This window comes from Streptomyces sp. JW3 (assembly GCF_052216785.1).
Classification (GTDB): Bacteria; Actinomycetota; Actinomycetes; order Streptomycetales; family Streptomycetaceae; genus Streptomyces.
Window position 1 is genome coordinate 71,163 of the sequence record NZ_JBQOUX010000016.1, and the last position, 26,862, is coordinate 98,024.

30 protein-coding genes and 2 riboswitches are annotated in these 26,862 nt (G+C 71.1%); of the genes, 10 read left to right on the forward strand and 20 right to left on the reverse strand.

What is annotated here, in order from left to right; genetic code table 11:
* Window positions 1-5: 5 nt before the first annotated feature.
* The 5 genes from ACTT8P_RS09805 to ACTT8P_RS09825 form a co-directional block, all read right to left on the reverse strand.
* Window positions 6-1,013: a methionine synthase gene (locus tag ACTT8P_RS09805; protein ID WP_442831156.1), complete on the reverse strand. Its 1,008-nt coding sequence runs from the start codon at window positions 1,011-1,013 to the stop codon at window positions 6-8.
* 32 nt (window positions 1,014-1,045) lie between these two features.
* On the reverse strand, window positions 1,046-1,735 hold the full coding sequence (locus tag ACTT8P_RS09810; protein WP_442831157.1) for an SDR family oxidoreductase: 690 nt from the start codon (window positions 1,733-1,735) through the stop codon (window positions 1,046-1,048).
* Window positions 1,736-1,756: 21 nt separating this feature from the next.
* The gene (locus ACTT8P_RS09815) at window positions 1,757-3,400 is read right to left on the reverse strand and encodes an IS200/IS605 family accessory protein TnpB-related protein (RefSeq protein WP_442831158.1); all 1,644 of its coding nucleotides are present in this window, start codon (window positions 3,398-3,400) and stop codon (window positions 1,757-1,759) included.
* Window positions 3,393-3,968 carry an IS607 family transposase gene (locus ACTT8P_RS09820; protein ID WP_442831159.1) on the reverse strand — a complete coding sequence of 192 codons (576 nt, stop codon included), beginning with the start codon at window positions 3,966-3,968 and terminating at the stop codon, window positions 3,393-3,395. Before ACTT8P_RS09820 ends, ACTT8P_RS09815 begins: the two co-directional genes overlap by 8 nt.
* Before the next feature lie 82 nt (window positions 3,969-4,050).
* Window positions 4,051-4,590 (reverse strand): TIGR00730 family Rossman fold protein, encoded by a 540-nt coding sequence (locus ACTT8P_RS09825; RefSeq protein ID WP_442831160.1) that lies wholly within the window; start codon window positions 4,588-4,590, stop codon window positions 4,051-4,053.
* Between the two features lie 91 nt (window positions 4,591-4,681).
* Here ACTT8P_RS09825 and ACTT8P_RS09830 point away from each other — a divergent pair, with 91 nt between their 5' ends.
* From ACTT8P_RS09830 to ACTT8P_RS09840, 3 genes are all read left to right on the forward strand, one after another.
* A complete protein-coding gene (locus tag ACTT8P_RS09830) occupies window positions 4,682-5,005 on the forward strand; it encodes a DUF427 domain-containing protein (protein WP_361173552.1) in 324 nt (107 codons plus the stop codon).
* Between the two features lie 37 nt (window positions 5,006-5,042).
* Window positions 5,043-5,819, forward strand: a complete 777-nt coding sequence (locus ACTT8P_RS09835; protein WP_442831161.1) for an alpha/beta fold hydrolase — start codon at window positions 5,043-5,045, stop codon at window positions 5,817-5,819.
* Between the two features lie 75 nt (window positions 5,820-5,894).
* Complete coding sequence (locus ACTT8P_RS09840; RefSeq protein ID WP_442831162.1) at window positions 5,895-6,284, forward strand: VOC family protein; 390 nt, start codon at window positions 5,895-5,897, stop codon at window positions 6,282-6,284.
* Between the two features lie 96 nt (window positions 6,285-6,380).
* Here ACTT8P_RS09840 and ACTT8P_RS09845 read toward each other — a convergent pair whose 3' ends face one another.
* Window positions 6,381-6,875 carry an ATP-binding protein gene (locus ACTT8P_RS09845; protein ID WP_442831163.1) on the reverse strand — a complete coding sequence of 165 codons (495 nt, stop codon included), beginning with the start codon at window positions 6,873-6,875 and terminating at the stop codon, window positions 6,381-6,383.
* Window positions 6,876-7,042: 167 nt separating this feature from the next.
* Here ACTT8P_RS09845 and ACTT8P_RS09850 point away from each other — a divergent pair, with 167 nt between their 5' ends.
* Complete coding sequence (locus tag ACTT8P_RS09850; protein ID WP_442831164.1) at window positions 7,043-7,897, forward strand: helix-turn-helix domain-containing protein; 855 nt, start codon at window positions 7,043-7,045, stop codon at window positions 7,895-7,897.
* 13 nt (window positions 7,898-7,910) lie between these two features.
* Window positions 7,911-8,108 (forward strand): DUF397 domain-containing protein, encoded by a 198-nt coding sequence (locus tag ACTT8P_RS09855; RefSeq protein ID WP_442831165.1) that lies wholly within the window; start codon window positions 7,911-7,913, stop codon window positions 8,106-8,108.
* An 8-nt stretch (window positions 8,109-8,116) separates the two neighbouring features.
* Here ACTT8P_RS09855 and mnmA read toward each other — a convergent pair whose 3' ends face one another.
* Window positions 8,117-9,250 (reverse strand): tRNA 2-thiouridine(34) synthase MnmA, encoded by a 1,134-nt coding sequence (gene mnmA, locus ACTT8P_RS09860; RefSeq protein WP_442831166.1) that lies wholly within the window; start codon window positions 9,248-9,250, stop codon window positions 8,117-8,119.
* Between the two features lie 61 nt (window positions 9,251-9,311).
* Here mnmA and ACTT8P_RS09865 point away from each other — a divergent pair, with 61 nt between their 5' ends.
* Window positions 9,312-10,049 (forward strand): N-acetylmuramoyl-L-alanine amidase, encoded by a 738-nt coding sequence (locus tag ACTT8P_RS09865; protein WP_442831167.1) that lies wholly within the window; start codon window positions 9,312-9,314, stop codon window positions 10,047-10,049.
* Window positions 10,050-10,052: 3 nt separating this feature from the next.
* Here the strand turns inward: ACTT8P_RS09865 and ACTT8P_RS09870 are convergent, their stop codons facing one another.
* The 3 genes from ACTT8P_RS09870 to ACTT8P_RS09880 all read right to left on the reverse strand — a co-directional run bounded on the left by ACTT8P_RS09870 (window position 10,053) and on the right by ACTT8P_RS09880 (window position 11,742).
* On the reverse strand, window positions 10,053-11,222 hold the full coding sequence (locus ACTT8P_RS09870) for a cysteine desulfurase family protein (protein WP_442831168.1): 1,170 nt from the start codon (window positions 11,220-11,222) through the stop codon (window positions 10,053-10,055).
* 74 nt (window positions 11,223-11,296) lie between these two features.
* Window positions 11,297-11,563, reverse strand: coding sequence for a DUF4190 domain-containing protein (locus ACTT8P_RS09875; protein WP_442831187.1), 267 nt, complete (start codon window positions 11,561-11,563; stop codon window positions 11,297-11,299).
* A gap of 11 nt (window positions 11,564-11,574) precedes the next feature.
* Complete coding sequence (locus tag ACTT8P_RS09880; RefSeq protein WP_442831169.1) at window positions 11,575-11,742, reverse strand: hypothetical protein; 168 nt, start codon at window positions 11,740-11,742, stop codon at window positions 11,575-11,577.
* A 121-nt stretch (window positions 11,743-11,863) separates the two neighbouring features.
* Between ACTT8P_RS09880 and ACTT8P_RS09885 the strand changes: the two genes are divergently transcribed.
* Window positions 11,864-12,490 carry a TetR family transcriptional regulator gene (locus tag ACTT8P_RS09885; RefSeq protein ID WP_442831170.1) on the forward strand — a complete coding sequence of 209 codons (627 nt, stop codon included), beginning with the start codon at window positions 11,864-11,866 and terminating at the stop codon, window positions 12,488-12,490.
* Between the two features lie 6 nt (window positions 12,491-12,496).
* On the opposite strand, the gene ACTT8P_RS09890 is transcribed toward ACTT8P_RS09885, so the two are convergent.
* From ACTT8P_RS09890 to ACTT8P_RS09935, 10 genes are all read right to left on the reverse strand, one after another.
* Complete coding sequence (locus ACTT8P_RS09890; RefSeq protein WP_442831171.1) at window positions 12,497-13,357, reverse strand: thioesterase family protein; 861 nt, start codon at window positions 13,355-13,357, stop codon at window positions 12,497-12,499.
* 60 nt (window positions 13,358-13,417) lie between these two features.
* Window positions 13,418-14,077, reverse strand: a complete 660-nt coding sequence (locus tag ACTT8P_RS09895) for a trimeric intracellular cation channel family protein (RefSeq protein WP_442831172.1) — start codon at window positions 14,075-14,077, stop codon at window positions 13,418-13,420.
* 72 nt (window positions 14,078-14,149) lie between these two features.
* A complete protein-coding gene (locus ACTT8P_RS09900) occupies window positions 14,150-15,541 on the reverse strand; it encodes an ABC transporter ATP-binding protein (RefSeq protein ID WP_442831173.1) in 1,392 nt (463 codons plus the stop codon).
* Window positions 15,538-16,635 carry an ABC transporter ATP-binding protein gene (locus ACTT8P_RS09905; RefSeq protein ID WP_442831174.1) on the reverse strand — a complete coding sequence of 366 codons (1,098 nt, stop codon included), beginning with the start codon at window positions 16,633-16,635 and terminating at the stop codon, window positions 15,538-15,540. The genes ACTT8P_RS09900 and ACTT8P_RS09905 overlap by 4 nt, the downstream gene beginning before the upstream one ends.
* Complete coding sequence (locus ACTT8P_RS09910; protein ID WP_442831175.1) at window positions 16,632-17,639, reverse strand: ABC transporter permease; 1,008 nt, start codon at window positions 17,637-17,639, stop codon at window positions 16,632-16,634. Before ACTT8P_RS09910 ends, ACTT8P_RS09905 begins: the two co-directional genes overlap by 4 nt.
* A gap of 68 nt (window positions 17,640-17,707) precedes the next feature.
* Window positions 17,708-19,459 carry an ABC transporter substrate-binding protein gene (locus ACTT8P_RS09915; protein WP_442831176.1) on the reverse strand — a complete coding sequence of 584 codons (1,752 nt, stop codon included), beginning with the start codon at window positions 19,457-19,459 and terminating at the stop codon, window positions 17,708-17,710.
* Between the two features lie 58 nt (window positions 19,460-19,517).
* Entirely contained in the window at window positions 19,518-20,516 is a 999-nt protein-coding gene (locus ACTT8P_RS09920; RefSeq protein ID WP_442831177.1) for an ABC transporter permease, read from the reverse strand.
* Between the two features lie 328 nt (window positions 20,517-20,844).
* On the reverse strand, window positions 20,845-21,642 hold the full coding sequence (locus ACTT8P_RS09925; protein ID WP_442831178.1) for an enhanced serine sensitivity protein SseB C-terminal domain-containing protein: 798 nt from the start codon (window positions 21,640-21,642) through the stop codon (window positions 20,845-20,847).
* Between the two features lie 168 nt (window positions 21,643-21,810).
* Window positions 21,811-22,590 (reverse strand): enhanced serine sensitivity protein SseB, encoded by a 780-nt coding sequence (locus tag ACTT8P_RS09930; RefSeq protein ID WP_442831179.1) that lies wholly within the window; start codon window positions 22,588-22,590, stop codon window positions 21,811-21,813.
* A 93-nt stretch (window positions 22,591-22,683) separates the two neighbouring features.
* Complete coding sequence (locus tag ACTT8P_RS09935; protein ID WP_442831188.1) at window positions 22,684-23,316, reverse strand: AAA family ATPase; 633 nt, start codon at window positions 23,314-23,316, stop codon at window positions 22,684-22,686.
* 369 nt (window positions 23,317-23,685) lie between these two features.
* Window positions 23,686-23,781, forward strand: a riboswitch (glycine riboswitch).
* Window positions 23,782-23,903: riboswitch (glycine riboswitch) on the forward strand.
* Window positions 23,904-23,942: 39 nt separating this feature from the next.
* On the opposite strand from ACTT8P_RS09935, the gene gcvT reads away from it, so the two are divergent.
* From gcvT to glyA, 3 genes are all read left to right on the forward strand, one after another.
* The gene (gene gcvT / locus ACTT8P_RS09940; RefSeq protein WP_442831180.1) at window positions 23,943-25,061 is read left to right on the forward strand and encodes a glycine cleavage system aminomethyltransferase GcvT; all 1,119 of its coding nucleotides are present in this window, start codon (window positions 23,943-23,945) and stop codon (window positions 25,059-25,061) included.
* A 68-nt stretch (window positions 25,062-25,129) separates the two neighbouring features.
* On the forward strand, window positions 25,130-25,510 hold the full coding sequence (gene gcvH, locus ACTT8P_RS09945) for a glycine cleavage system protein GcvH (RefSeq protein WP_442831181.1): 381 nt from the start codon (window positions 25,130-25,132) through the stop codon (window positions 25,508-25,510).
* Window positions 25,511-25,519: 9 nt separating this feature from the next.
* Entirely contained in the window at window positions 25,520-26,803 is a 1,284-nt protein-coding gene (gene glyA / locus ACTT8P_RS09950; RefSeq protein WP_442831182.1) for a serine hydroxymethyltransferase, read from the forward strand.
* Window positions 26,804-26,862 lie beyond the last annotated feature (59 nt).

Sequence of the window (26,862 nt, forward strand, 5' to 3'; positions counted from 1 at the left end):
TCCCGTTACTCTGGGTTGTCCGCGAGTGATCTCGCCGCCCGGACGCAGTGGGCGAGCGCCCGCCGCGCGTACTCGGGGGACGCGCCCGCGAGTCCGCACGCCGGAGTCACCGTGACCGCCTCCGCGAGAAGCCCCGGATGCAGCCCCAGCCTGCGCCACAGCGTTCTGACACCCGAAACGCTACCGGCAGGGTCTGACAATGGGCCGTCCGCGCCCGGCACGACACCGGCGAACAGCCGGGTACCGCCCTCCACGGCCTCCCCGATCACCTCGTCGTCACGCTCGGTGAGCAGCGCGAAGTCGAAGGAGACGCCGTCCACGCCGGCCCGGCGCAGCAGGGCGAACGGGACGTCGGGGGCGCAGGAGTGCACCACGGCCGGGCCGCCGCCGTGCACGCCGAGGACGTCCCGCAGGCCGGCCTCGACGACCTGCCGGTCGGTGGCCCGGTGGGTGCGGTAGCCGCTGGCGGTCTTGATCTGTCCGCGCAGGACGGCGGTGAGGGACGGCTCGTCGAGCTGGAGCACGACGGTGGCGCCGGGGATCCGGCGGGCGACCTCGGCGAGGTGCTGGCGCAGCCCCTCGGCGAGCGAGGCGGCGAGGTCGCGGCAGGCGCCGGGGTCGCTCAGTACCGCCTCGCCGTTCCTGAGTTCCAGCGCGGCGGCCAGCGTCCAGGGCCCGACCGCCTGGACCTTCAGCAACCCCTCGTAACCCTGGGTGTACTCCTCCAGGGCGTCGAGGTCCTCGCGCAGCCAGGACCGGGCCCGCCGGGTGTCCCGGCCCGGCCGGTCGCCGAGCCGCCAGCCGCTGGGCTCCACGCGCGCGTACAGCTCGACGAGCATCCCGGCGGTGCGCCCGATCATGTCGGCGCCGGGCCCGCGGGCGGGCAGCTCGGGCAGGTACGGGAAGTCCTCGAACGTACCGGTGACGGTCTTGACGGCCTCGCGCGCGTCCTGGCCCGGCATGGAGCCGACGCCGGTGGCCGCACCGAACCTGGTCTGGCTGTTTTCGCTCACCGGTGCAGCCTACGGAACCCGCGGCGGCCCGCTCACCGGCCGGGGCGCACCGTGAGGTCGTTGACCTCGGCGTCCCGGGGCAGGTCCAGGGCCATCACGAGGGCGGTGGCGACCGACTCGGGGTCGATCCAGCGCGCCGGGTCGTACTCCTTGCCCTCCTGCTGGTGCACCTTGGCCTGCATGGGGCTTGCGGTGCGGCCGGGGTAGACGGAGGTGACCCGGACCCCGCCGGCGTGCTCCTCCTGGCGCAGGGAGTCCGCGAGGGCCTTCAGTCCGTGCTTGGAGGCGGCGTACGCGGCCCACTCGGCGCCCGCGTTGAGCCCGGCGCCGGAGTTCACGAAGACGACGTGCCCTTGCGCGGCGCGCAGCTGCGGCAGCAGCAGCCGGGTCAGCTCGGCGGGTGCGATGAGATTGACGTTGAGCTGGTGCCGCCAGGACTTCGGGGTCAGTTCCCCGACCGGTCCGAGGTCGACGACGCCGGCGATGTGCAGGAGCGAGTCGACGCGGTCCGGCAGCGACTGGTGGGACAGCGCCCAGGACAGCTTGTCCGGGTCGGCCAGGTCGCCGACGAGGGTCCTGGCGCCGGGGAAAGCGGCGGCCAGTTCCTTGGCGCGGCCCGCGTCGCGCGCGTGCAGCACGATCTCGTCCCCGCGCGCGTGCAGGCGGCGGGCGACGGCCGCGCCGATGCCGGAGCCCGCTCCGGTGATCACATGGGTAGCCATGCCGCCATGCTCGCACCGTTCCTAGCGACTGAGCGGGAGTGAGTCCTGTTGCCAGAACCCGTGCTCAGCCGAACACCCCGCACGGTCTTGGGTGTTCTGGTCCACCGCGTTCGCTCCGCGTCCGGCGCGCACGGATCGTGTCCGTGGTCCGGGGACGCGGGGGCGGTTTCCCTCGCTCCCTTGGTCGTGGGGTCGGGCCTGGGCGGTCCGATGCCCGTGCACATCGCTCTGGTGTGCACGGGGCGGTGTCGTCCGTCGCCTGATCCGGTGTCCGAGGGCGCGCCTGCCGATGGCCACCGAGGCGGCGGCGTGTCGGCTGGTCTTGTGGGTTTTGCTGGTGAGGGGGGCTTGCCAGTGCTGGGCGCCCCAGATGCTGGTGTAGGCGGGATCGACGGCGATCACACCGATGCCGGCTTCCGCGCACATGGACAGCAGGCGTGCGCGTAGGCGGCCGGTGGGGATGCCGGAGATGAGCTGCCTGAATCGCTTGCGACGGCCGTGTTTCTCACGGGTGGTGGAGCCGGTGAAGTCGAGGTCTTCGATCGCGATGGCCTGCACGCCGGTCTGTTCGGCCCAGTGCAGGAGGCGGGTGAGGGCGTGGCGGAGCTGGGCGTCGCGGTGCGACGTACTGCCGGTGAGCCGGTAGTCGAAGCGGCGGGGTGTGCCAAGAGGGTTGCCGTGTTCGTCGAGGCGCCATGCGGCGAGGTGGTCGGCGTTGGTGTCCACGGCGATCACGCCGTCCGCGCGAAGCGTGGCCAGTGGCACGACGGGCAGGCTTTTACGGGTCCAGGAGGCGTCGAGGTACCAGCGGCCCCGGACCGTGTCCAGGTGCATGCGGTAGGCCACGGACCGGTTCGCTTCGATCCGGTCCCGCCATTGTTCGCCCCGGTGTGGGAAGGCGGCCTTCGCGGCCAGCGCGTACCGGCCGTGCTGAGCGTTTGCGTGCTCGGCGAGGGGGGCGGGCAGCTTGATGCTGATCTCGCCGTCGGGGCTGACGCGGATCGTCTCGTTGCCGAACCGTTTGCCGGACTCGCCGTCGGCGGTCAGGAACCACCGCGCTGCCTCCCACTGTGCTCGCCACCGCGCCTCGGTCAGGTTCGCGGCGGTGAGGTGGTGGCGGGTGCCCAGCAGCCGGCGGCCGCCGCGTGTGATCGACACGCGTCCGGCGGCGCGTTCGGCCGCGACCTGTTCGTACCGCTCTTCGAGGACCGCCAGGCGCCGGGACTTGTTGAACCACTCGTTGGAGGACCGGTAGCCGCCGGGCCGGCCCCGGCTGCCCTTCTGTCCGACAGGCAGGGACAGCCGGTGGCGGATCATGCGGATACCGGCATCCAGGGATTGCAGGTGCGCGTGCTGCGCACGCCTGGACAGACCCCACTGGTCGTGCGTGGTGGACGTGATGGAACCGGCCCAGCGGGAGGACGACAACGCCGTCAGGTCGCGTTTACGCTCGGCCCACGTGTCGGTGGAGTGCTCCAGGCCGTCACGGCACCTGCGGGCCAGATCACGCGAGGCCAGCGTGCCCAGGTGCGTGCCGATCAGGCGCAGCACCTTCTCGTCCTCGGCCGTCAGTCCCTTGAGACGGTCGCGGATGCTGACCCCCCTCGGGCCGTCGGCGACGAACGGCCGGGCGATCTGCCGCAACGGCCTGCGCCGGTCAGCCATGCTCGGCGGCCTGAAGCGCTTTGCGGGCACGGTTCTTCGCTGACCGGCGCCCGTACAGGCGGGCGCAGAAGGAGGTCAGCACCTCCACCATGTCCCGCACCAGGTCCTCCTCGACCTCGCCGTCGTCCAGCACGACCAAGCGGCGCCCGGTCGCGGACAGGGCGGCCTCGACCAGCTCGACGTTCATCCGACCGAGGCGATCCTTGTGTTCCACCACCACCGCCTGCACGGCAGGGTCGGCAAGCAGCCGCTTGGCCTTGGAACGGGCGCCGTTCATACCGGAGGCGATCTCGGACTCCACCCGCACCACCCGGTGCCCCGCCAAGGCAGCCCACCGGGCCAGCCGGGCGACCTGGCGCTCCAGATCGCCCCTCTGATCGTGCGACGAGACGCGGGCATACAGACCCAGCCCGCCGAACGCCTCGGGCGCGGCACCGGCCTCCACGTTCACAAGGATCGTGCGCGGACCGACCCGCTGAGCCGGCACCGGCAGCATCCCCTCACGAAACCAGCGATACGCGGTCTGTGGATGCACGCCCTGCGTCTTCGCCCACTCCGTGAGATTCACACTCAGACAACGACACTCACTCATACATGGTTACGCTCACTTACCCGACCTCGAGGGGCAGCAGTTGAAGACCCCCTGGAGGTCAGCCGACGCCCTGGCTCTCCTCCAGATAGGCCAGCGCGCCGACCGGCTCCTCGGCGAAGAACACCAGTTCGCCCAGCGGGCGCGGCAGGAAGCCCTCGTCCTCCATCCGGCGGAACTGTTCCTTGAGTCCGTCGTAGAAGCCGGCGGTGTTGAGCAGGACGACCGGCTTGTCGGTGTGCCCGTGCTTCTTCAGCTCCAGGATCTCGGTCGCCTCGTCCAGCGTGCCGGTGCCGCCCACCATGACGACCACGGCGTCGGCCTTCTCCAGCAGCAGCCGCTTGCGTTCGGCCAGGTCGGCGGCGATCACCATCTCCTCCACGCCCTGGCGCGCCTTGGCCGCCAGGAACGTCACGGAGACCCCGCACAGCCGCCCGCCGGCCTCCTGCACACCGTCGGCCACCACCTTCATCAGCCCGACGTCCGAGCCGCCCCACACCAGCGTGTGCCCGCCCTTGCCGAGCAGCTCGGCGAACTCTTTCGCGGGCCGGGTGTAGCGCTCGTCGAGGTCGGCGGCGGAGAGGAAGACGCAGATGTTCATGGGGGCAACGGTACGGCTCCGCCCGGTCGGGGAAGAAGTCGGTTTCGCGGCGCGCTGTCACCGAGGACACCGCCGGCCGAGGAGGACGAACGTGACCACCGGACACCGCATCACCGTGGAACCCACCGACCGCCACGTACGCGTGACACGCGACGGGCAGGTCCTGGCCGAGAGCGACGAGGCCCTGCTGCTGAAGGAGACGGGCTGCCCCGACCGCTACTACCTCCCCCCGTTGGACGTACGCGTCGATCTGCTGACCCCGTCCCGCACCACCACCCACTGCCCCTTCAAGGGCGACGCGACCTACTGGTCGCTGCCGGACGCGCCGGACTCCGTCTGGGCGTATCCGGACCCCAAGCCGGAGGTCCGGGAGATCAAGGACCACCTGTGCTTCTACGAGGTGGAAGTGTCCTGACCGATTGACCGGCCCCCATGGGGCACTCTCCACAACCATGGAGAAGACATACTCACGCGACGGCACCCCGCTCGCCCACACCCGCACCGGGACGGGTCCCGCGCTCGTCCTGGTCAGCGGCGCCCTGTCGACGGGTGCCACCCTGGCGCCGCTGGCCGCAGCCCTCGCGGACCGCTTCGAGGTCCTGGTGTACGACCGCCGGGGCCGCGGCGCGAGCGGTGACACGCCGCCCTACTCGGTCGACCGCGAGATCGAGGACCTGGCGGCGCTGGTCGGGACACTGGGCGGCCAGTCGTCCTTCTACGGCGTCTCGTCCGGCGGCGCGCTGGCGCTGCGGGCCGCGGCGAGCGGGCTGCCGGTGCGCCGGGTGGCCGTCTACGAGGTGCCGTACGCCATGGACGACGACTCCGCCGGCACCCGCGCGGAGTACACCGCGCGGCTGACCGAGGCGCTCGGGGCGGGCCGGCGCGGGGACGCGGTGGAGCTGTTCCTGCGCCTGACGGGCCTGGGCGAGGAGATGATCCAAGGCGCCCGCCGGTCCCCCATGTGGGCGGGCCTGGAGTCGGTCGCGCCGAGCCTGGCGTACGACGACGCCGTCCTCGGCGACGGCCGCCCGCCGCGCGAGGCACTGGCCTCGGTCACGGCCCCGGTACTGGCCCTGGCGGGCGGCGCGGGCACCGAGCCGATGCGGGCGGCGGCCCGGGAGATCGCGCAGACCGTCCCGGACGGCCGGTACGCGGAACTGGCGGGGCAGAGCCACATGGTGGAGCCGGGGGTGCTGGCGCCGGTACTGGCGGAGTTCTTCGCGGAGTGACGGCGTCACCGTGGCTCCCTCCGGTCGCGGGTCCGCCCGGAGGGGGTCGCCCCGCGCCCCTGAGAGGATCGGCACATGACGGACTCCCCCAGGCGGGTCAACGCCCTCATCGTCGACGCCGCCGACCCCGAGCGGCTCGCTGTGTTCTGGTCCGAGCTGCTCGGCAGGCCCGTCGTGGGCCGCACCGGCCCCTATGTATGGCTCCGGCGCGAGAACGGCCTCGGTCTGGGCTTCCAGCGGACCGACGAACCCAGGTCCGGCAAGAACCGCGTGCACGTCGACATCAGCTCGCCCGACCCCGCGGCCGAGCAGCGCAGGGTGGAGGCGCTCGGTGGTCGCAGACTGGAACAGTACGACGACGGGGGGTTCCTGGTGATGGCGGACCCCGAGGGCAACGAGTTCTGCGTCATCCCCGAGGGCGCCTTCGAAGTCGACGACGAGGGCCGCGCGGACTACCTCGGCTGAGTGGCGGCGGGTTGGGTGCGCCGGCCCGTGAACACTTGGGCGGAAAGTGTTCACGGTTTTTGCGGGGTGGGGCGGAGGGGCCGGGCCCGACAAGCTTCAGGCCGCGAGAGCAGCCGGGCCGGCACCACCGCCCGGCGGCCGGTCGCCCTCGCCCAGCACCAGCTCGAACCAGACCCTCTTGCCGCCGATCCCGAACACGGACTCCCCCAGACGGCACCCGCCCCAGCCGTCGGCCAGCAGATCGAGGATCAGCAGCCCCCGCCCCCGTTCACAGTCCGGCCCGGCCGACCCGAGCCGCACGGGGACCAACGGACAAGTGTCCGTGACGCTGACCCGCAGCACGGGATTGGCCCAGCGCAGCCGGACGGTGGCGGGGCCGAGGGAGTAGCGGACGGCGTTCGTGGTCAGCTCCGAGGCCAGCAACTCGGCCCGCTCCCCCAACTCCCCCAGCCCATGCGCGCCGAGCACGGCCTTGAGCGTCGTACGGGCGACGGCCGGTCCCCGGGGGTCGCGGGGGAAGTGGAGTTCGTACTCCCAGGGTTCGGTGAAAGGGATGGGCGACGGTTCGTGTTCCGGTCCAACGTTCTTCACGCGGCGCCTCCGTGTGCGTGCTCATATCTTGCTTGTGACTCACACCGTAGAGGAATTCAACTCACATGTGAGTCATGTTTCACGAATGAGTGAATAGACTCGTGGCTCATTGAATCGGTGCACACTGTGCTGGCAAACTGCGTCGCGCTCGCGAGGAAAGTGACCCCATGGCACCAAGGAACTCACCCACCGGTCGGCAGCGGCGTCTGGCCACGGAGCTGCGTCGGATGCGCGAACAAGCCGGTGTCTCCATCCAGGAGGCCGCCCAGATGCTCGGGGCGGACCGCACGATGGTGTCCAACCTCGAAGCCGGACGCACTACTGTCAGCAGCGAGCGAGTGCGGCATCTCGCGTGTCACTACCGGTGCCCCGACGAAAAACTCATCGAGGCGCTGGCCGCCATCGCCGACAGCCGGCGTACACCTCACTGGTGGGACGAGTACCGGGGCAAACTTCCCGAGGGCCATCTCGACATCTCGGAGCTTGAGCACTACGCCACGCGCATTCGTACGGCACAGACCGTCCATCTGCCCGGACTGCTGCAGACCGAGGACCACGCGAGGGCACTCTTCGAGCTCACCGTGCCCAAGTTGCCCCGCCTGGACGTGGAACTACGCGTCGCCCATCGCATGAGCCGACAGGCCGTACTGACCGGCGACCAAGCGATCCCGTACACCGGCATCATCCACGAGGCGGCACTACGCCTGGAATTCGGCGGACGTGACGTCGCCCGCGAACAACTGAAGCACCTCGCGGACGCCATGGACCGCCCCCACATCACCCTACGAGTGATTCCGTTCAGCGCCGGTGCCTTCCATGGCGCCGGACAGTCGGTTCTTTACGTGGAGGCTCCGGCACCGCAGCTCGACACCGTGCAGCTCGATACGGCCCTCGGCGCCAGCTTTGTGGACGCCCCCACGCCGCTGGCCAACTATCGTTCACTGTTGGACCTGATGGAGCGGAGCGCGCTGCCGCCGGCAGCGTCCCAGGAACTCATCCGTTCCATCGCACACGACCTTTGAGGGGGCCGGAGCAATGACCGGGCACCGATGGAAGCGCTCGTCGTTCTGTGGGGGAGGCGGGAACAACTGCGTGGAAGTCGCCGCCGATGACACCGGCGGCGACATAGCGATACGCAACAGCGCTCGCCCTCAGCACGTCATCACGGTCGGTCGTCCGGCCTTCGTCTCACTTGTCGGTCATCTCCGGTCGGACGTGACGTCCGGCAACTGACCGGAGGCTCAGACCCCCGCCGTCGCCCGCGACGTCGTCGCGATCGTCGCCGAGCCCACCACCCGGGTGCCGTCGTACAGGACGATCGCCTGGCCGGGGGCCACGCCGCGGACGGGCTGGTCGAAGGTGACCTCCAGGTCGCCGGCGACGATCTCCGCCCGCACCGGCGTCTCCTCGCCGTGGGCGCGCAGCTGGGCCGTGTAGGTGCCGGGCCCGGTGGGAGCCGTACCGCACCAGCGGGGCTTGATCGCGCGCAGGGCGTGCACGTCGAGGGCGTCGGCGGGGCCGACCGTCACCGTGTTGGTGACCGGCGAGATGTCCAGGACGTAGCGCGGCTTGCCGTCGGGGGCCGGGGTGCCGATGCGCAGGCCCTTGCGCTGGCCGATGGTGAAGCCGTACGCGCCCTCGTGGGTGCCGAGGTGGTTGCCCGCCTCGTCGACGATGTCGCCCTCGGCGCGGCCGAGGCGGCCGGCCAGGAAGCCCTGGGTGTCGCCGTCGGCGATGAAGCAGATGTCGTGCGAGTCGGGCTTCTTGGCCACCGCCAGGCCCCGGCGCTCGGCCTCCGCGCGGATCTCGTCCTTGGTGGTGAGCGTGTCGCCGAGCGGGAACATCGCGTGGGCGAGCTGGCGGTGGTCCAGGACGCCGAGGACGTAGGACTGGTCCTTGGCCATGTCTGAGGCGCGGTGCAGTTCGCGGGTGCCGTCGTCGCGGACCAGGACCTTGGCGTAGTGGCCCGTGCAGACCGCGTCGAAGCCGAGGGCCAGCGCCTTGTCCAGCAGCGCGGCGAACTTGATCTTCTCGTTGCAGCGCAGGCAGGGGTTGGGGGTGCGGCCCGCCTCGTACTCGGCGACGAAGTCCTCGACGACGTCCTCGCGGAAGCGGTCGGCGAGGTCCCACACGTAGAACGGGATGCCGATGACGTCCGCGGCGCGGCGGGCGTCGCGGGAGTCCTCGATGGTGCAGCAGCCGCGCGCGCCCGTGCGGAAGGACTGGGGGTTCGCGGAGAGCGCGAGGTGGACGCCGGTCACGTCGTGCCCGGCCTCGGCGGCGCGGGCGGCGGCGACGGCGGAGTCGACTCCGCCGGACATGGCGGCGAGGACACGGAGAGGGCGGCGGGTGCGCTGCGGAGTGTCGTCAGTCATAACTCCTCCAGGGTACGGGTGGTCCGGGAACCGGATCGCACGGATATGCGTTATCGATCACATGGAGGCGAACAGCCCATCCCCCGACGGATCACCCAGCGGGTCACCCAAGGACACCGACCGGCGCATCGGCAGACGCGCGCTGATCGTCGGCGGCGCGGTGACGGCCGTGGGTGCCGCCGTGCTGGCGCGCGACGAGCTGGACCGCCTGTGGTGGCGGGTGCCCGGGGTGGACAAGCCGCGCGACGACGGGGTGGTCGACTACCAGGGCGCGACCTGGGTGGCGGCGGCGGACGCCAACTGGCGGCGCGCGGACCGGCCCGAGGACTACCCCATAGACATGGTGATCGTCCATGTCACCCAGGGCAGTTTCGACGGCGCGGTCAACGCGTTCCAGGACCCGGGGCACCAGGCCGCGGCGCACTACATCGTCGGCCAGGACGGGCGGATCACGCAGATGATCCGCGAGCTGGACGTGGCGTACCACGCGGGCAACCGGGAGTACAACGAGCGCAGTGTCGGCATCGAGCACGAGGGATTCGTGGACCGGCCGCAGGACTTCACGGACGCGATGTACGCGGCTTCGGCCAAGCTGACGGCCGGGGTCTGCGCGCGCTACGAGATACCCGTGAACCGGAAGCACATCATCGGGCACGTGGAGGTGCCGGGCACCGACCACACCGATCCGGGGCCCTACTGGGACTGGGACCGGTACATGACGCTGGTGCGGCGGGCGACCACCGCGCTGCCGTCGGACACGCCCTCGCCGTCGAGCAGCTCGGCCTCCTCGTCCGTGTAGGGCTTACGTCAGCCCGGCCGCCCGGGCCCGTTCCACCGCGGGGCCGATCGCCTCGGCGACGGCCGTGACGTCGGCGGCGGTGGAGGTGTGGCCCAGCGAGAAGCGCAGGGTGCCGCGGGCCAGGTCGGGATCGGTGCCGGTGGCCAGCAGGACGTGGCTGGGCTGGGCGACCCCGGCGGTGCAGGCGGAGCCGGTGGAGCACTCGATGCCCTGGGCGTCCAGCAGGAGCAGCAGGGAGTCGCCCTCGCAGCCGGGGAAGGTGAAGTGGGCGTTGGCGGGCAGCCGGCCGCCGGGCGCCGGGTCGCCGCCGAGGATCGCGTCCGGCACGGCCTTGCGGACCGCCTCGACCAGGTCGTCGCGCAGGGCGCCGATCTCGCGGGCGAACCACTCGCGGCGCTCGGCGGCGAGCCGGCCGGCCACCGCGAAGGAGGCGATGGCGGGGACGTCGAGGGTGCCGGAGCGGACATGGCGTTCCTGGCCGCCGCCGTGCAGCACGGGGACCGGGGTGTACGCGCGGCCCAGGAGCAGCGCGCCGATGCCGTAGGGGCCGCCGATCTTGTGGCCGGAGACGGTCAGCGCGGCGAGTCCACAGGCAGCGAAGTCGACCGGGAGCTGGCCCACGGCCTGCACCGCGTCGGCGTGCAGCGGGACATCGAACTCGGCGGCCACGTCGGCCAGTTCGCGGACCGGCGTGACGGTGCCGATCTCGTTGTTGGCCCACATGACGGTGGCGAGGGCGACACTGCCGGGGTCGCGGGCGATGGCCTCGCGCAGCGCCTCGGGGTGGACCCGGCCGTGCGCGTCCACCGGGAGGTACTCGACGGTGGCGCCCTCGTGCTCGCCGAGCCAGTGCACGGCGTCCAGGACGGCGTGGTGCTCGACCGGGCTGGCCAGCACCCGGGTGCGGGCCGGGTCGGCGTCGCGGCGGGCCCAGTACAGGCCCTTGACGGCGAGGTTGTCGGCCTCGGTGCCGCCGGAGGTGAAGACCACCTCGCTGGGCCGGGCGCCCAGCGCCTCGGCGAGCGTCTCCCGGGCCTCCTCGACGGTGCGCCGGGCGCGGCGGCCGGACGCGTGCAGGGAGGAGGCGTTGCCCGTGCTGCCGAGGTGCGCGGCGAGTGCCTCGACCGCCTCGGGAAGCATCGGGGTGGTCGCGGCGTGGTCGAGGTAAGCCATGGTGCCGCCGATTCTACGGGGCGGCCCCGGCCGGTCCCCGGGGGGACGACGACGGCCCCGCGGGGAGAGACGGCTCACAGACTCCAGGAGAGCGTCTGGTCGGCCTGTACGAACGCCGCGAGGACGAGCAGGTCGGCGATGCCCAGGCCGAGGCCGAGCAGGGCCCGGCCGCGGCGGGTGGTGCCGCGCCACAGGGCCACGCCGGCCAGCACGATGGCGATCGGCCCCAGGAAGACGTTGAGGACCAGCAGGCCGAGCAGGCCGAGGACGAAGGACGCGACGGCCATGCCGTCCGTGTCCCGGAATCCGGTGCGGCGGCTGGCCGGTGCGGTGAGCTGCATGACGGTCTCCCTCATCGGTCGACGGTGGTGCGGCGGCGGCCGTGCCGCTCGCGGAGCGCGAAGACGCCGAGCCAGCCGGCGATGACGACGGCTGCGACGGCGGAGAAGCCGAGCGGTGCGTGGGCGACGGTGCCCAGCGCGAAACCGAGCAGCAGGAGTGCGGCGACGATGAACAGCATGAGGTCACTCCTCCCTACCAGTAATTCCCTACCAGTAATCGGTAACAGTTGTTCACTGACTACCCAGTCTAGCGCGCACGACGACTTTTCAATTCCGGAGAACAGTTGTTAACTGCATGGCATGAGTCACACCCTGGGCGTCCGGCAGGAGCAGAAGCGGCGGACCCGGCAGGCGCTGCTGGACGCGGCGCTCGTACTGCTGGAGGAACAGAGCCTGAGCAGCCTGGGGCTGCGCGAGGTCACCCGCGCCGCGGGCGTGGCGCCCACCGCCTTCTACCGGCACTTCCGCTCGACCGCCGACCTCGGTGTCGCGCTGGTCGAGGAGGCGCTGGGCAGCCTGCACCCGATGATCCGGACGACGGTGACGCCGGACGGGGACAGCGAGGAACGCATCGCCCGCGCGGTGGAGTTGATTGAGGGTCATGTGCGGGAGTACCCCTCGCACGTCCGTTTCATCGCGCGCGAGCGGCACGGCGGGGTGCGGCCGGTGCGGGCGGCGATACGGGAGCAGCTCGCCCGGTTCGCCGCGGAGGTGCGGGACGAACTGGCCCGGGACCCGGAGTCGGCGCACTGGCACGGCGACGACCTGCTGATGCTCGCGGGTCTCTACGTCGACCAGATGCTGAGCAACGCCTCGCAGTTCCTGGAGACCCTGGAGGCCCCGGACGACGAGCGGCGGCGGGTCGCGACCACCGCGACCCGCCGGCTGCGCCTGATCAACGTCGGCCGCCGGCACTGGACGGCCTGAGCGGGGTCAGCCGAGCTTGACCCGGGCCAGCTGCCGGGACTGCGCGACCAGCCGGCCGGCGCTGTCCCACACCTCGGCGTCCTCCTCCAGGAAGCCGCCGGCCAGGTTGCGGGTGGTGACCGACACCCGCAGCGGGCCCGGCGCCGGGCGGCACCGCACCTGGACGGTCAGTTCGACCGTGGGCACCCAGCCGGACAGGCCCAGCTCGAAGGCGGTCGGCGGCAGCGCGTCGACCGCGAGGAGCACGGCCAGCGGATCGGCGTCGCGGCCGTCGGCGAGCCCGAACCAGGCCCGCATCTCGCCCTTGCCGGAGGGCTCGCCGAGCGCCCAGCCCAGCGTGGCCGGGTCCACCTTGAGCAGCAGCCGGTCGGCGAAGGCGGAACCGCCGGAGACCGGCGCGGGTCCGTCCTCGGGGCCGAAGCACTCCTCCAGCGGCGGCATGGCGGGCGGCTCGGCGGTGGTGCGGACGTCGTCCGGCAGGGCGCCCAGGTCGCCGTAGGAGGCGAGGACGCGGATCCGCTCGACCTCGCGGCCCTCGTCGTCGTACTGGAAGAGGGACGCCTGGCCGGTGGAGAGGGTGCGGCCGGTGCGGACGGTCTCGGTGCGGACCACCGCCGGGCCGGGGCGGGACGCGGTGAGGTAGTGCGCCGAGAGGGTGAACGGGTCGGGATGCGGCAGGGCGTCGGCGAGCGCGCGGCCCAGGACCGCCAGCAGGAAACCGCCGTTGACGACGCCGAAGATGGTCCAGTCGGCCGAGAGGTCGAGGGCGTAGACGCCCGGCTCGCGCGCGGTGAGCGCGGTGTCCCGGTCGAACTCGCTGTCGCCGAGGGTGGCCCGGGTGGCCGGCGCGGAGGCTGCTTCTGGCATGGGTGCACGATACAGCAGGGTGCTACTAAGCGGTAGCTTTCACCGAACCGGCAAGCAGACTCACTCCGCCTCCAGCACCGTGGACCGCCGGTTCCAGGCCCGCGGCGCCCGCCAGTGGAACCGCATCGCGCACAGCCGCAGCACGAACGCGGTGACCACCGCGAAGCCGCTGGTGAACGGCGTGAGGGCGTCGAAGCGGATGCACAGGGCGACCGTCGTGGCGCCGACGATCGCGGGCACGGCGTACAGGTCGCGGTCCCAGCGCAGCAGCGAGGGCACCTCGTTGGCGAGCACGTCGCGCAGTACGCCGCCGCCGACCGCGGTGGCCAGTCCCAGGCAGGCGGAGGCGGTCAGGCCGAGTCCGTAGTCGTACGCCTTGGTGGTCCCGGCCACGCAGAACAGGCCGAGGCCGGCCGCGTCGAAGACGTTGACGCCGGTCTGGAGGCGTTCGACGTGCGGGTGGAGGAAGAAGACCAGCACCGTGGCGAGCAGCGGGGTGACGAAGTACCCGAGGTCGGTGAAGGCGGCCGGCGGTACGGCACCGATCACCAGGTCCCGGAAGAGCCCGCCGCCCAGCGCGGTGACCTCGGCGAGGACGGCGATGCCGAACACGTCGAAGTTCTTGCGGACGGCCAGCAGCGCGCCGGAGATCGCGAAGACGAAGATGCCGATCAGATCGAGCGTGTGCTGGACGGACGGGGTGAAGAGTTGCTGGTACACCCTGTCATTCTCGCCCGCAGGCGAGCCCCCGCCTTGCGAACGAAGGCGGGGGCTCGCCGAGCGGACTGCCGACTACTTCTCCTCGGCGGCGTCCGAGCCCGTCTCCGGCGCCGAAGTCGCCGCCGTGTCCGACGGGTTCGGCGCTGCGGCCTCACTCTTCGTCAGCCCTTCGCCGGCGGCTTCGGTCTCCGTCAGCCCCTCGGCAGCGGCCTCGGACTCGGTCAGCCCCTCGGCAGCGGCCTCGGACTCGGTCAGCCCCTCGGCAGTCGCCTCCGTACCCTCTTCGCCCTCGTCCTCGGCAGCCACCTCCGCCGCCACCGCCGCCGAGGTCGCCGCCGACGCGGCCAGCGCGTCCTCGGAGACCAGCTCCGCCGCCTCCTTGGCGTCGGTGAGCAGGACCACGTCCTGCGGGGCCTGGTCGGCGAAGTTCTCCGGGTGGTGGCAGGCCACCTGCTGTCCCGGACGCAGTTCCTTCAGCGGCGGCTCGACGGTCTTGCAGATCTCCGTCGCCTTCCAGCACCGGGTGTGGAACCGGCAGCCGCTCGGCGGCGAGATCGGCGAGGGCACGTCGCCCTTGAGCAGGATGCGCTCGCTCTTGGTGCCGCGCCGCTTGGGGTCCGGCACCGGCACGGCCGACATCAGGGCCTTGGTGTACGGGTGCATCGGCGCCTCGTACAGCGCGGTGCGGTCGGCGAGTTCGACGATCTTGCCGAGGTACATCACCGCGATCCGGTCCGAGACGTGCCGGACGACGGACAGGTCGTGCGCGATGATCACGTAGGTCAGGCCCAGCTCCTGCTGGAGGTCGTCCATGAGGTTGACGACCTGCGCCTGGATGGAGACGTCCAGCGCGGAGACCGGCTCGTCGGCCACCACCAGCTTGGGCTTCAGGGCGAGCGCGCGGGCTATGCCGATGCGCTGGCGCTGGCCACCGGAGAACTCGTGCGGGTAGCGGTTGTAGTGCTCGGGGCTCAGACCCACCAGCTCAAGGAGCCGCTGGACCTCCTTCTTCACGCCGCCCTCCGGCTCCACGCCCTGGAGCCGGAACGGCGCCGAGACGATGGAGCCGATGGTGTGCCGCGGGTTCAACGAACCGTAGGGGTCCTGGAAGATCATCTGGATGTCCCGCCGCAGCGGTCGCATCCCGGCCGTGTTCAGCCGTGTGATGTCCTTGCCCTCGAAGTGGATCGAGCCGCCCGTCGGGTCCTGGAGCCGGGTGATGACCCGCCCCATCGTCGACTTGCCGCAGCCCGACTCGCCGACCACGCCGAGCGTCTCGCCCTGGCGCACCTCGAAGTCGATGCCGTCGACCGCCTTGACCGCGCCGACCTGCCGCTGAAGGACGCCCTTGCGGATCGGGAAGTGCTTCTGCAGCCCTTCGACCTTGAGCAGCACCTCACGCTCGTCGGCCGGAGCCGACGCCTGCGCCGGGACGGCCACGTCCGTTTTCTTGGTTTCACTCACAGCTTCGGCGCAATCTCTTCGGTCCAGATCCGCGTGCGGTCCTCCGCCGAGAGGTGGCAGGCGGACCAGTGTCCGCTGCCGACCACCTGGAGTTCCGGCCGCACGGTACGGGTGACATCGCCCTTGGGGACGTCCGCGTACGGGCAGCGGGGGTGGAAGGCGCAGCCCGAGGGCACGTTGATGAGACTGGGCGGGGATCCCTTGACCGGGATGAGCCGCTCGGAGGTCTCACGGTCGATGCGCGGCATCGAGCCGAGCAGACCCCAGGTGTAGGGGTGCTGCGGACGCTCGAAGACGTCGTCGACCGAACCGCGTTCCACGCACCGGCCGCCGTACATCACCAGCACGTCGTCGGCGATCTCGGCGACCACTCCGAGGTCGTGGGTGATCAGCACGACCGCGGAGCCGAACTCCTTCTGCAGGTCCCGGATCAGGTCCAGGATCTGTGCCTGGACGGTCACGTCCAGGGCGGTGGTCGGCTCGTCCGCGATGAGCAGTTCGGGGTTGTTGACCAGCGCCATCGCGATCATCGCGCGCTGGCGCATACCGCCGGAGAACTCGTGCGGGTAGCTGTCGACGCGCTTGCCGGGCTCGGGGATGCCGACCCGGTCGAGCATCTCGATGGCCCGCTTGCGCGCGTCCTTCTTGCTGACGTCGTGGTGGACCCGGTACGCCTCCACGATCTGGTTGCCGATCGTGTAGTACGGGTGCATCGCGGACAGCGGGTCCTGGAAGATCATCGCCATCTCGCGGCCGCGCAGCCGGCGCACCTCGTCCGGGTCGGCGCCGACCAGTTCCTTGCCGTCGAGCCAGATCTCGCCGGACATTCGCACGTTCTTGCCGCGCGCACCGAGCCGGTGCAGGCCCATGACGGCCAGCGAGGTGACCGACTTGCCGGAGCCGGACTCGCCGACGATGCAGAGGGTCTTGCCCTTCTCCACATCGAAGCTGAGCCCGTCGACGGACTTGACCAGCCCGTCATCGGTGGGGAAGTGCACCTTGAGGTCACGGACCGACAGGAACGCGCCGGGCGCGTTCTCGGGCGACTCGGCGGGCTCGCCCACGGCGGCCCCGGTCTTGGACAGTTCGGTCACGAGAGCCTCACGCGCGGGTCGGCGGCGGCGTAGAGCAGGTCCACCAGGAGATTTGCGATCACGACGAAGAGTGCGGCGAGCAGAGTGACGCCGAGGATCGGGGGCAGGTCGTTGTCCGTGATGCCCTGCACCGCGTACTGGCCGATACCAGGCAGGGAGAACACCTTCTCGGTGATCACGGCGCCGCCGAGCAGCAGGCCCAGGTCCATGCCGAAGACGGTGATGATCGGGGTCAGCGCGGCGCGCAGCCCGTGCCGGGCCACCACCCTGCGTTCCCGCAGGCCCTTGGCGCGGGCCGTGCGGATGAAGTCCTCGCTCATCGTCTCCAGCATGCCCGAACGGGTCAGCCGCGCGTAGATGGCGGAGTAGAGCAGCGCCAGCGAACACCAAGCCGGGAAAAGCGTGTTGGCCCACTGCGCCGGATTCTCGGTGAACGGGACGTAGGTGCGGCCGAAGATCGGCCACTGGTAGGTGAAGAGCAGCAGCGCCAGGCTGCCGGTGAAGAACATGGGCAGGGAGACACCGGCCAGCGCGACGCCCATGAAGGTGCGGTCGAAGAAGCTGCGCGGCTTGAGTGCGGAGACGACGCCGATCAGCACACCGGACACCAGCCACAGCACGGCGGCACCGCCGGCCAGCGACAGGGTCACCGGGAGGCGGGAGGTCAGCTGCGGCCACACCTCGACGTGGTTCTTGAAGGAGTAGCCGAAGCACGGCGCGCCGCAGTGCGTCGTGGTGGGACCCAGGTCATAGGTGGCACCGCCCACGATCCCCTTGATGAAATGCCAGTACTGGACGTAGAGGGGCTGGTCCAGACCGAGGTTCTGCTTGACCGCGAGGATGTCCGCCTTCGTCGGGCTCTTTCCGATGTACTGCTGCGCGAGCTGGTCGGCGGTCTGACCGGCGAGCCATGGCAGCAGGAAGAAGATCGCGAAGGTGACCGCGGTGACGACCAGCAGCAGGATCACTGCCGCGAACGTCCGACGGAGGATGTACGAGATCACGGGGACCGGCGCCGGTGCCCGCGGGCCGCGAAGCCCGCGGGCACCAATGCCTTCACCTGCCTTCCGGGCTACTTCTTGGTCGTGCCGATGTTGAGGTAGTCGTACTGACCGCTGAACGCCGCCGTGGACACCAGGTTGGTGTAGGAGGCCGGGCGGTACAGCAGAACCTTGAAGTAGGTCAGCGGAACAAGCACCGCCTGGTCCATCGCACGGGCGTCGATCTCGCCGTACAGCGAGGTGCGCTCGGTCGCGTTCTCGGTGGCGATGGCCTTCTCGAGCGACTCGTTGATCTGCTTGTCGTCGATGTAGGACAGGTTGGTGTTGCCGGACGCGCCGATCGCGTCACCGTGCAGGATCTGCTGCAGGAAGCCGTAGCCGGACGGCCAGTCGGCACCCCACTGCATCATGTGCAGGCCGATGTTCTGCTTCTTGTCGAAGGAGGGAACACCCACGTAGTCGGTGAAGTACTTGCCCGACGGGTACTGCTTCAGGCTGGCGTTGATGCCGACCTTCTTCAGCGCGGCGATGATCGCGGTGGCCGCGTCCACCTCCTGCGGGCGGTCGCTGCGCGCCGAGATGTTGGTGGTGATGGTCTTCTTGCCGCAGGCCGACAGTTGCTCCTTGGCCTTGGCGACGTCACCCTTGTTGCCCTCGGTGGCGTAGGTGTCGGCCTTCTGGTAGCCGGGGATGTCCGGGGGCAGCACCGTGGTGGCGACGTCACCGCGGATCGGACCGCCGAGCGCGGTCTGCACGGAGACCTTGTCGACGGCGTACTCGACGGCCTTGCGGCACTCGACCTTGTCGAACGGCGCGACCTGCGAGTTGATCGCCATGTAGACCAGGCGGCCACCGTAGGTGTTGTCGGTGTTCGCCTTCAGCGCGGTGTCGTTGACGACCTTGGCCTGGGTCGCGGCCTGCACGCCCGTGCCGCCGAGGTCGATGGCGTCACCGGCCTGGACGTCCTGGTCGATCGTCTCGGCGTTGACCTTGAGCTTGACGACGATCTTGTCCGGGTACTGCTTGCGCAGCGGGTCCGTCTTCGGGTCCCAGTTCTCGTTGCGCACGAGGACGGCCTGCTTGCCCTCCTCGTAGCTCTGGAACTTGTACGAGCCCGAGGACACGATGCTCTTGACGTAGTCGATGCCCTTGTCCTTGGACTGGGGCACCGGCGCGGTCTGCGGGGTGGCGACGAGGTAGTCGAACTCCTGGAAGGAGCGGTTGAGGTGGAAGACGATCGTGGTGTCGTCCGGCGTCTCGATCGACTTCAGGCCCTCCTCGCTCTTGTCCTTGTAGGGGCCCTTGTACTTGTCGCCGCCCTCCATGAACTGCTGGAAGTAGTTCGGGCCGAGGGAGAGCACGTCACGCGCGAAGTTGGACCGCTCGACGGCGTACTTGACGTCCTTCGAGGTGATCGCGGTGCCGTCCTCGTACTCCAGGCCGGAACGCAGCTTGTACGTCCAGGTCTTGCCGCCGTCGCTCGGCACGCCCTTGCTGGCCGCGAGGTCCGGGACGAGGGTGTTGCCCTCCTCGCCCGCGGCGGGCTTGAAGGTCATCAGCGGGCGAGCGTAGAGCCGGCTGAGGTTGTACATGTACGCGTAGTACGTGTTGCCGGGGTCGAAGGAGTCCGGGACGTCCGAGTACTCGTACGTCACCGTCCCGCCCTTCTGGGTGGAGGCGTTGACGACGTCCTTGGTCGCAGCGTTGGCCCCTGCCGACTTGTTTCCGTTGTTGTCCGAGCTGTCATCGGCCTTGCTGCAAGCCGAAAGCAGCAAGCTCGCACTGCCGATGGCCGCGACCGCGGCCAGCGCTGACCTTCGCATGATGGTCTGCTTCCCCTCCATTGTTGGCAAATCTTTAGGGCTCTCGGGCAGTCGCCGGTCAGCGGCTGCGCGGGTCGAGAGCGTCACGGAGACCGTCGCCGAGCAGGTTGAACGCCAGCACGGTCACGAAGATGGCGAGGCCGGGCACGATCAGGAACTGCGGGTCCACCTGGTAGTAGGTGACCGCCTGGTTGATCATGCCGCCCCAGGAAGCCTGCGGGGGCTGGATGCCTACGCCGAGGAAGCTCAGGGACGCCTCGAACAGGATGTTGGTCGGGATGAGCAGCGTCGAGTAGACGATGATCGGGCCGACGAGATTCGGCAGCAGCTCCTTGAAGAGGATGTACGGGCCCTTGGCCCCCATCCCCCGGGAGGCGTCGACGAACTCGCGCTCGCGCAGGGCCAGCGTCTGGCCCCGCACGATACGGCCCAGGTAGGGCCAGTTGAAGAAGCCGATGACGAAGACCAGCACAAGGATGTGCAGCGGCAGGCCCTCCAGGCCGAAGGCGCCGCCCTGCAGGGTCGCGGAGATGGCGATCGCGAACAGCAGGAGGGGGAAGGCGAGGAAGATGTCCATCATCCGGCTGATGATCGTGTCGACCCGGCCGCCGTAGTAGCCGGCGACGACGCCGAGGACCGCGCCGATGGTGTTGGACAGGACCGTGGCACCGAAGGCGACGATCAGCGACACCCAGGAGCCCTCCAGGATGCGGGTGGCGATGTCCCGGCCGAACTTCGGCTCCACACCGAGCGGGTGGTCCCAGCTCATGCCACCGAAGTCACCCCTGGGCAGAGAGGTGTTGGGGTCGATCAGGTCCTGGTTGAGGGCGTTGGGGTCCAGGCCGAAGAGGGCCTGGAGAGGGCGGGAGAGGAGTGCGACGAGGATCAGCAGGATGACGACGACCCCGCCGGCCACGGCCAGCTTGTCCTTCTTGAAGCGGGACCAGGCGATCTGCCCCAGGGAACGGCCCTCGATCTGCCGCTTGTCGGCACCGACGAGGACAGCCTCGGGCTGTGCCTCGGCTTGCGCCCCGGTGGTCTCGATCGGTGCGGTCACAGTGACCCGACCCCTCTCGCCGGCGGTAACCGGCCTACACCCGCCGTTGATTACGGCTTTGTCGACTTGCTCTCGGTCACGGGATCGAACGATCCGGTGCCTGAAGCGCGAGTCTTCAGCGTCGCTGCGATCACCCGCCAGGTCTCACCGGGAATGTATGCGCAACCGTGATGCACTGCTGGGGATTCCGTTATCCGAACAGTGGGTAACGCCGGGCGGACGCGGGACAGTTGGGACACAAGGTCCCAATCATCGACCTTCGCGACCATCCGCCGTCATCTACGCGCGAAGACATGCCCCCGGATCGGCGGAGTAAACCGTTCCGTTCTCAGTACCGGCCGCCCACCGGCGGGTAGCCGTAGCCGCCCGCGGGAGCCTGCGCGGGGGCCGCGTGCGCCTCCCGGTCGTAGAACGGGCGGGCGTTGGCGCGCAGCCACATCGCGACCGGGTCCAGCGCGTCCGACATCGCCACGGTCGACACCGGCAGCCCGTCCGGTGCCGCGCCGACGGACTGCTGCATCATCGCCCGCACCGCGCCGACGGCCGGCGAGGAGGTGTCGTACAGGTCGAGGCCGATCGCCAGGTAGGGCGCGCCGAGCGCCGGCTGCACCCAGGCGCGGCGCAGCGCGCGGACCACCGGGGTGCGGTGCGCGTTCTGCGTGAGCAGGGCGTAGAACTGCGGGAGTTCGATGGCCGGTTCGGACAGCCGCAGCGGCCCGGCGGGCTGGCGGTCCAGGCCGGTGGCGATGCGGCGCAGGTCGAGCCAGGGGATGCCGACACCGCCGCCGGGGGCGTGCGGGTTGAGCCAGAGGCCGTAGCGGTCGGGGAAGAGGGCGCGGGCCACCTCGAGTCCGTCGACCACCTCGTAGGACCGGTTCCAGCCGCTGGCGGACAGCTCCTGGGCGGAGGTGACGCAGGGCGCGTAGCCGTGGCCGTCGACCTCCATGTTCCCGTACTGGGCGTCCGGGGAGCCGGCCTGGCCGTGCCACAGCAGCATCCAGACCTGGCCGGAGGCGGGGGAGGCGAGGGCGCGCAGCAGCGCCTCGTAGGCGTCGTAGCGCCCGGGGGTCACCTGGCGCAGCGTGTGCTCGACGTGCCCGGCTGCGGCGGTACCGCTCGCGCTCACGTGTTACCGACCTCTCGGGAAGCGTGCGTGGTCGGGGACCAGCTTAGGTTGCTTTGTGTTCCCCGTGCGCCCTCCAGCTCGGGGGTGACGGCCGTCTTGCGGGCGCGGGTTCGTCGTGGTTTCCCGCGCGGTTCCCCGCGCCCCTTGCGGCACTCCCGCCGGCGGCGTTCACAAGGTCCCTTGGTAGAACGGCCGGACCTGCTCCCGCAGCCAGTCGCAGACCGGGTCCTGGGCGGCTTCCAGGAGGACCAGGTTGACCGGCCACTTGACCGGGACGCGGCCCAGGGCGCGGCCCAGGGCGTCCAGGGGGACGGCGCGGGCGTCGCCCTCCCAGTGGGTCAGTTCGACGCCGACGAACATGACCGGGTCGGCGGTCTCGACGGTGGCGAGGCAGCGGCGGGCGGTGCGGACCACGCCGGTGGCCGCGAACTCGGCGGACGCGGCGGACAGGAAGTCCACCGGGTCGTCCTGCCAGTCGGGTTCGAAGAGGCGGACCCGGCCGCCGGCCGCGGGGCCGTCCAGTGGGCCGCGGCCGGCCCGGCACAGCTCGGCCACCGCGGCCGGCGGCAGCGGGACGCCGACCACGCCGTCCGGGTTGACGGCGATGCCGACCTGCGGGGGCAGCCCGCGGGCGAACTCCACCGCCGGGGCGACGGTGAACGCCATGTGCGCGCCGACGACCTGGCGGAACTGCTCCTCGGAGCTGAACACCGGCACGTACGCCTGGCCGTCGATCTCCAGCGTGGGCAGGTCCAGCGGGCCCTGGTGCGGCCCGCCCCCGCTGGGCAGCGGGACCCAGACGAAGCTGCGGCCCAGGACCTCGACTATCCGGCCGCCGGCGCCGGGCACGCCGAAGGCGGCCGACAGCACCTCCTCCAGTTCGTTGCCGGGCCATCCGCCGTGCGGGTGGGGGTGTGCCTGGGCCGGGAAGCCCGCTGGGAAGTCCATCTGCCTACCGCCTGTGGGGAACCGCTGGTGTGGCTGAAAAGGCTACCGGTCAGCCCGTGAAGCCGATCCGGTCAGCCGGTGAAGCCGAACCGGTCAGCCCGTGAAGCCGATCCGGCGCAGCGTGTCGGCCGCCGCGCGGTCGAGCAGGACGGCGGCGCCGCAGCCGGCTGGCAGTACGCCGTCGGCCGCCGCGCGCAGCAGCCGGTGGGTGGCCGCGCGGTGGCGCAGGAACGCGTACCGGGTCACGCCCCGGCCGCGCTCGCGCTGGCCCTCCAGCGCCTGCTCGGCGTCGACGTCGAGCAGCAGCAGGTGCAGGGTGCCGCCGCGCCGCCGGGCCTCGCGGGCCAGCCAGCGGCGCACCCAGGTCTGGGTGCCGCAGTCGTGCACGACGACGCCCGCGCCGGAGCGCAGGGCGCGGCGCAGCCCGGCGTAGTGCGCGACGCGGACCAGGGGGCGGTAGACGGCGTACGGCAAAAGGCGCGGCAGGCGGCGGTCCCAGCGGTCGCGGGTGTCCTGCGAGTCGACGCGCGCCCCGCGCACGGTCCGCTTCATCAGCGTGGACTTGCCGCTGCCGGGCAGGCCGGTGACCGCGACGAGGTCCCTGGGGCCGAAGAGCAGGGCGTGCGGGCTGTGGCCGGCCCGGTCCCGCAGGTCGCGGACGACGGGTGCGGGCCGCTCGGCGCACGCCTCCCGGGCCGGGGCCGTGTGCTGCTCGGGCAGCGCCAGGGCCGGTTGCGAAAGTCCTGTCGGCCGCCCGGAGGGCGGGCCTGGCGGCGTCAGGTGCGTGCTCTCGGCGTGCCGGCCCCTGGCCCTCGTACTGGATGTACTCGGGTCAGGGGCCGGTGCGGCGGGAGTGCGTGCATGGCGTCGCCAGACAGGCGGGGCTTTCGCGACCGGCCCTGGTCCCGAGGTCGTGGCGTATGCCGTGGTCCTGTTCACCGTGATCGTCCTCCCCTGGGGCGGTTCACGAGTTCCCATCCCCGTCGAGTGTAAAGAGAAGGTAATGCGGTGGTCTCGCGATTTCATTCGCTTCGTGCCACAAGCCGGTCACAAACGCAGTGCTAGGGTGGCCGCGCCAACTGCATACCGGCCGTTTGAATCCGCGCGGGAGAGTCCCCGGCCAGTCGCCGGGGCGCCGAAGGAGCAAGTCCCTCCCTTGAATCTCTCAGGCACCGTCACCGCGCGGGCGAGGCACATCTGAAAAGCGGACCGCCGTGACCGGCGGTCCCACCCAAGGTGCAAGTTCTGGTCCCGGCTCCCCGCGAGCCGTGATCACGGCGAACCTCTCAGGTACCGATGACAGATGGGGAGGACCTTCCTCGCCCGTGCCGTCCTGTCCTGGGAGACGACCGATGAGCAGTACCCCGCTCCGCCATACCGCGCTGGACGCCGCGCACCGCGCGCTCGGCGCGACGATGACCGACTTCGCCGGCTGGGACATGCCGCTGCGCTACGGCTCCGAGCGCGACGAGCACACCGCCGTGCGCACCCGGGCCGGGCTCTTCGACCTCTCCCACATGGGCGAGATCACCGTCACCGGCCCCGCGGCCGCCGCCCTGCTCGACCACGCCCTGGTCGGCAACATCGGCACGGTCACACCGGGCCGGGCCCGCTACACCATGATCTGCCGGGAGGACGGCGGCATCCTGGACGACCTGATCGTCTACCGGCTGGCCGAGACGGAGTACCTGGTCGTCGCCAACGCCTCCAACGCCCAGGTGGTGCTGGACGCGCTCACCGAGCGGGCGGCCGGGTTCGACGCCGAGGTGCGCGACGACCGCGACGCCTACGCGCTGCTCGCCGTGCAGGGACCGGAGTCCGCGGGCATCCTCAAGGGCCTCACCGACGCCGGCCTGGACGGCCTGAAGTACTACGCCGGGCTGCCCGGCACGGTGGCCGGCGTCCCGGCGCTGATCGCCCGTACCGGCTACACCGGCGAGGACGGCTTCGAGCTGTTCGTCGCCCCGGACGGCGCGGCGCGGCTGTGGCAGGCGCTGACCGAGGCCGGCGCGGCCGCCGGTCTGGTCCCGTGCGGCCTGTCCTGCCGGGACACGCTCCGCCTGGAGGCGGGCATGCCGCTGTACGGGCACGAGCTGAGCACCGCGCTGACACCCTTCGACGCCGGGCTCGGCCGGGTGGTGAAGTTCGAGAAGGAGGGCGACTTCGTGGGCCGCGCGGCGCTGGAACAGGCCGCCGTCCGGGCGCGGGACAACCCCCCGCGGGTCCTGGTCGGCCTGGTCGCCGAGGGCCGCCGGGTGCCGCGCGCCGGGTACGCCGTCGTCGCGGACGGACAGGTGATCGGCGAGGTCACCTCCGGCGCCCCCTCCCCCACGCTGGGCAAGCCGATCGCGATGGCGTACGTCGACGCGGCGCACGCGGCGCCGGGCACCGCCGGGGTCGGCGTGGACATCCGCGGCAGCCACGAGCCGTACGAGGTCGTGGCGCTGCCGTTCTACCGGCGCCAGAAGTAGCCTCCCAGCCCCCAGTACATCCGTACATCCGACATCCGTACATCGCCGCATACAGGAGAATTCAGGCCATGAGCAACAACCCCCAGCAGCTCCGCTACAGCAAGGAGCACGAGTGGCTGTCGGCCGCCGCGGACGGCGTCGCGACGGTCGGCATCACGGAGCACGCGGCCAACGCCCTCGGTGATGTCGTCTTCGTCCAGCTCCCCGAGGTCGGCGCCGCCGTCACCGCGGGCGAGACCTGCGGCGAGCTGGAGTCGACCAAGTCGGTCTCCGACCTGTACTCCCCCGTCTCCGGCGAGGTCACCGCGGTCAACGAGAACGTCGTCGACGACCCGTCGCTGGTGAACTCCGCGCCCTTCGAGGGCGGCTGGCTGTTCAAGGTGCGGGTCGCGGACGAGCCGGGCGACCTGCTCTCCGCCGACGAGTACACCGCCTTCTCGGCCGGCTGAGGCCCCGCGATGTCCTCCCCGAACACGTCCCGGTCCGCCTTGAACACGCCCCTGCACGAACTCGACCCGGACGTCGCCGCCGCCGTCGACGCCGAGCTGCACCGCCAGCGGTCCACCCTGGAGATGATCGCCTCCGAGAACTTCGCGCCGCTCGCGGTGATGGAGGCCCAGGGCTCGGTGCTGACCAACAAGTACGCCGAGGGCTATCCGGGCCGCCGCTACTACGGCGGCTGCGAGCACGTCGACGTGGTCGAGCAGATCGCCATCGACCGGGTCAAGGCGCTGTTCGGCGCCGAGCACGCCAACGTGCAGCCGCACTCCGGTGCCCAGGCCAACGCGGCGGCGATGTTCGCGCTGCTGAAGCCGGGCGACACGATCATGGGCCTGAACCTCGCGCACGGCGGGCACCTGACCCACGGCATGAAGATCAACTTCTCCGGCAAGCTGTACGACGTCGTCCCGTACCACGTGGGCGACGACGGCCTGGTCGACCTGGCCGAGGTGGAGCGCCTCGCCAAGGAGAAGCGGCCGAAGCTGATCGTGGCGGGCTGGTCGGCCTACCCGCGACAGCTGGACTTCGCCGCGTTCCGCCGGATCGCCGACGAGGTCGGCGCGTACCTGATGGTCGACATGGCGCACTTCGCCGGGCTGGTCGCGGCGGGGCTGCACCCGAACCCGGTGCCGCACGCCCACGTCGTGACCACGACCACGCACAAGACGCTGGGCGGTCCGCGCGGCGGTGTGATCCTCTGCACGGCCGACCTGGCCAAGAAGATCAACTCCGCCGTCTTCCCCGGTCAGCAGGGCGGCCCGCTGGAGCACGTGATCGCCGCCAAGGCGGTCGCCTTCAAGATCGCGGCCGGCGACGAGTTCCGGGACCGCCAGCGTCGTACGCTGGAAGGCGCCCGGGTGCTGGCCGAGCGGCTGGTGCGGGACGACGCGAGGGCGGCCGGGGTCGCGGTGCTCACCGGCGGCACGGACGTCCACCTGGTCCTGGTCGACCTGCGCGACTCCGCGCTGGACGGACAGCAGGCCGAGGACCGCCTCCACGAGGTCGGCATCACGGTCAACCGCAACGCCGTCCCCAACGACCCGCGGCCGCCGATGGTGACCTCCGGGCTGCGCATCGGCACCCCGGCGCTGGCCACCCGCGGCTTCACCGCGGAGGACTTCGCCGAGGTCGCGGACGTGATCGCCGAGGCGCTGAAACCGTCGTACGACGCATCGGCGCTGAAGGCTCGGGTCACCGCCCTGGCCGACCGCCACCCGCTGTATCCGGGGCCGGCCGCGTAAGGCCCCGCCGAGCCCCACCGGGGTGGGGGGGGGGGGGGGGGGGGGGGGGGGGGGGGGCG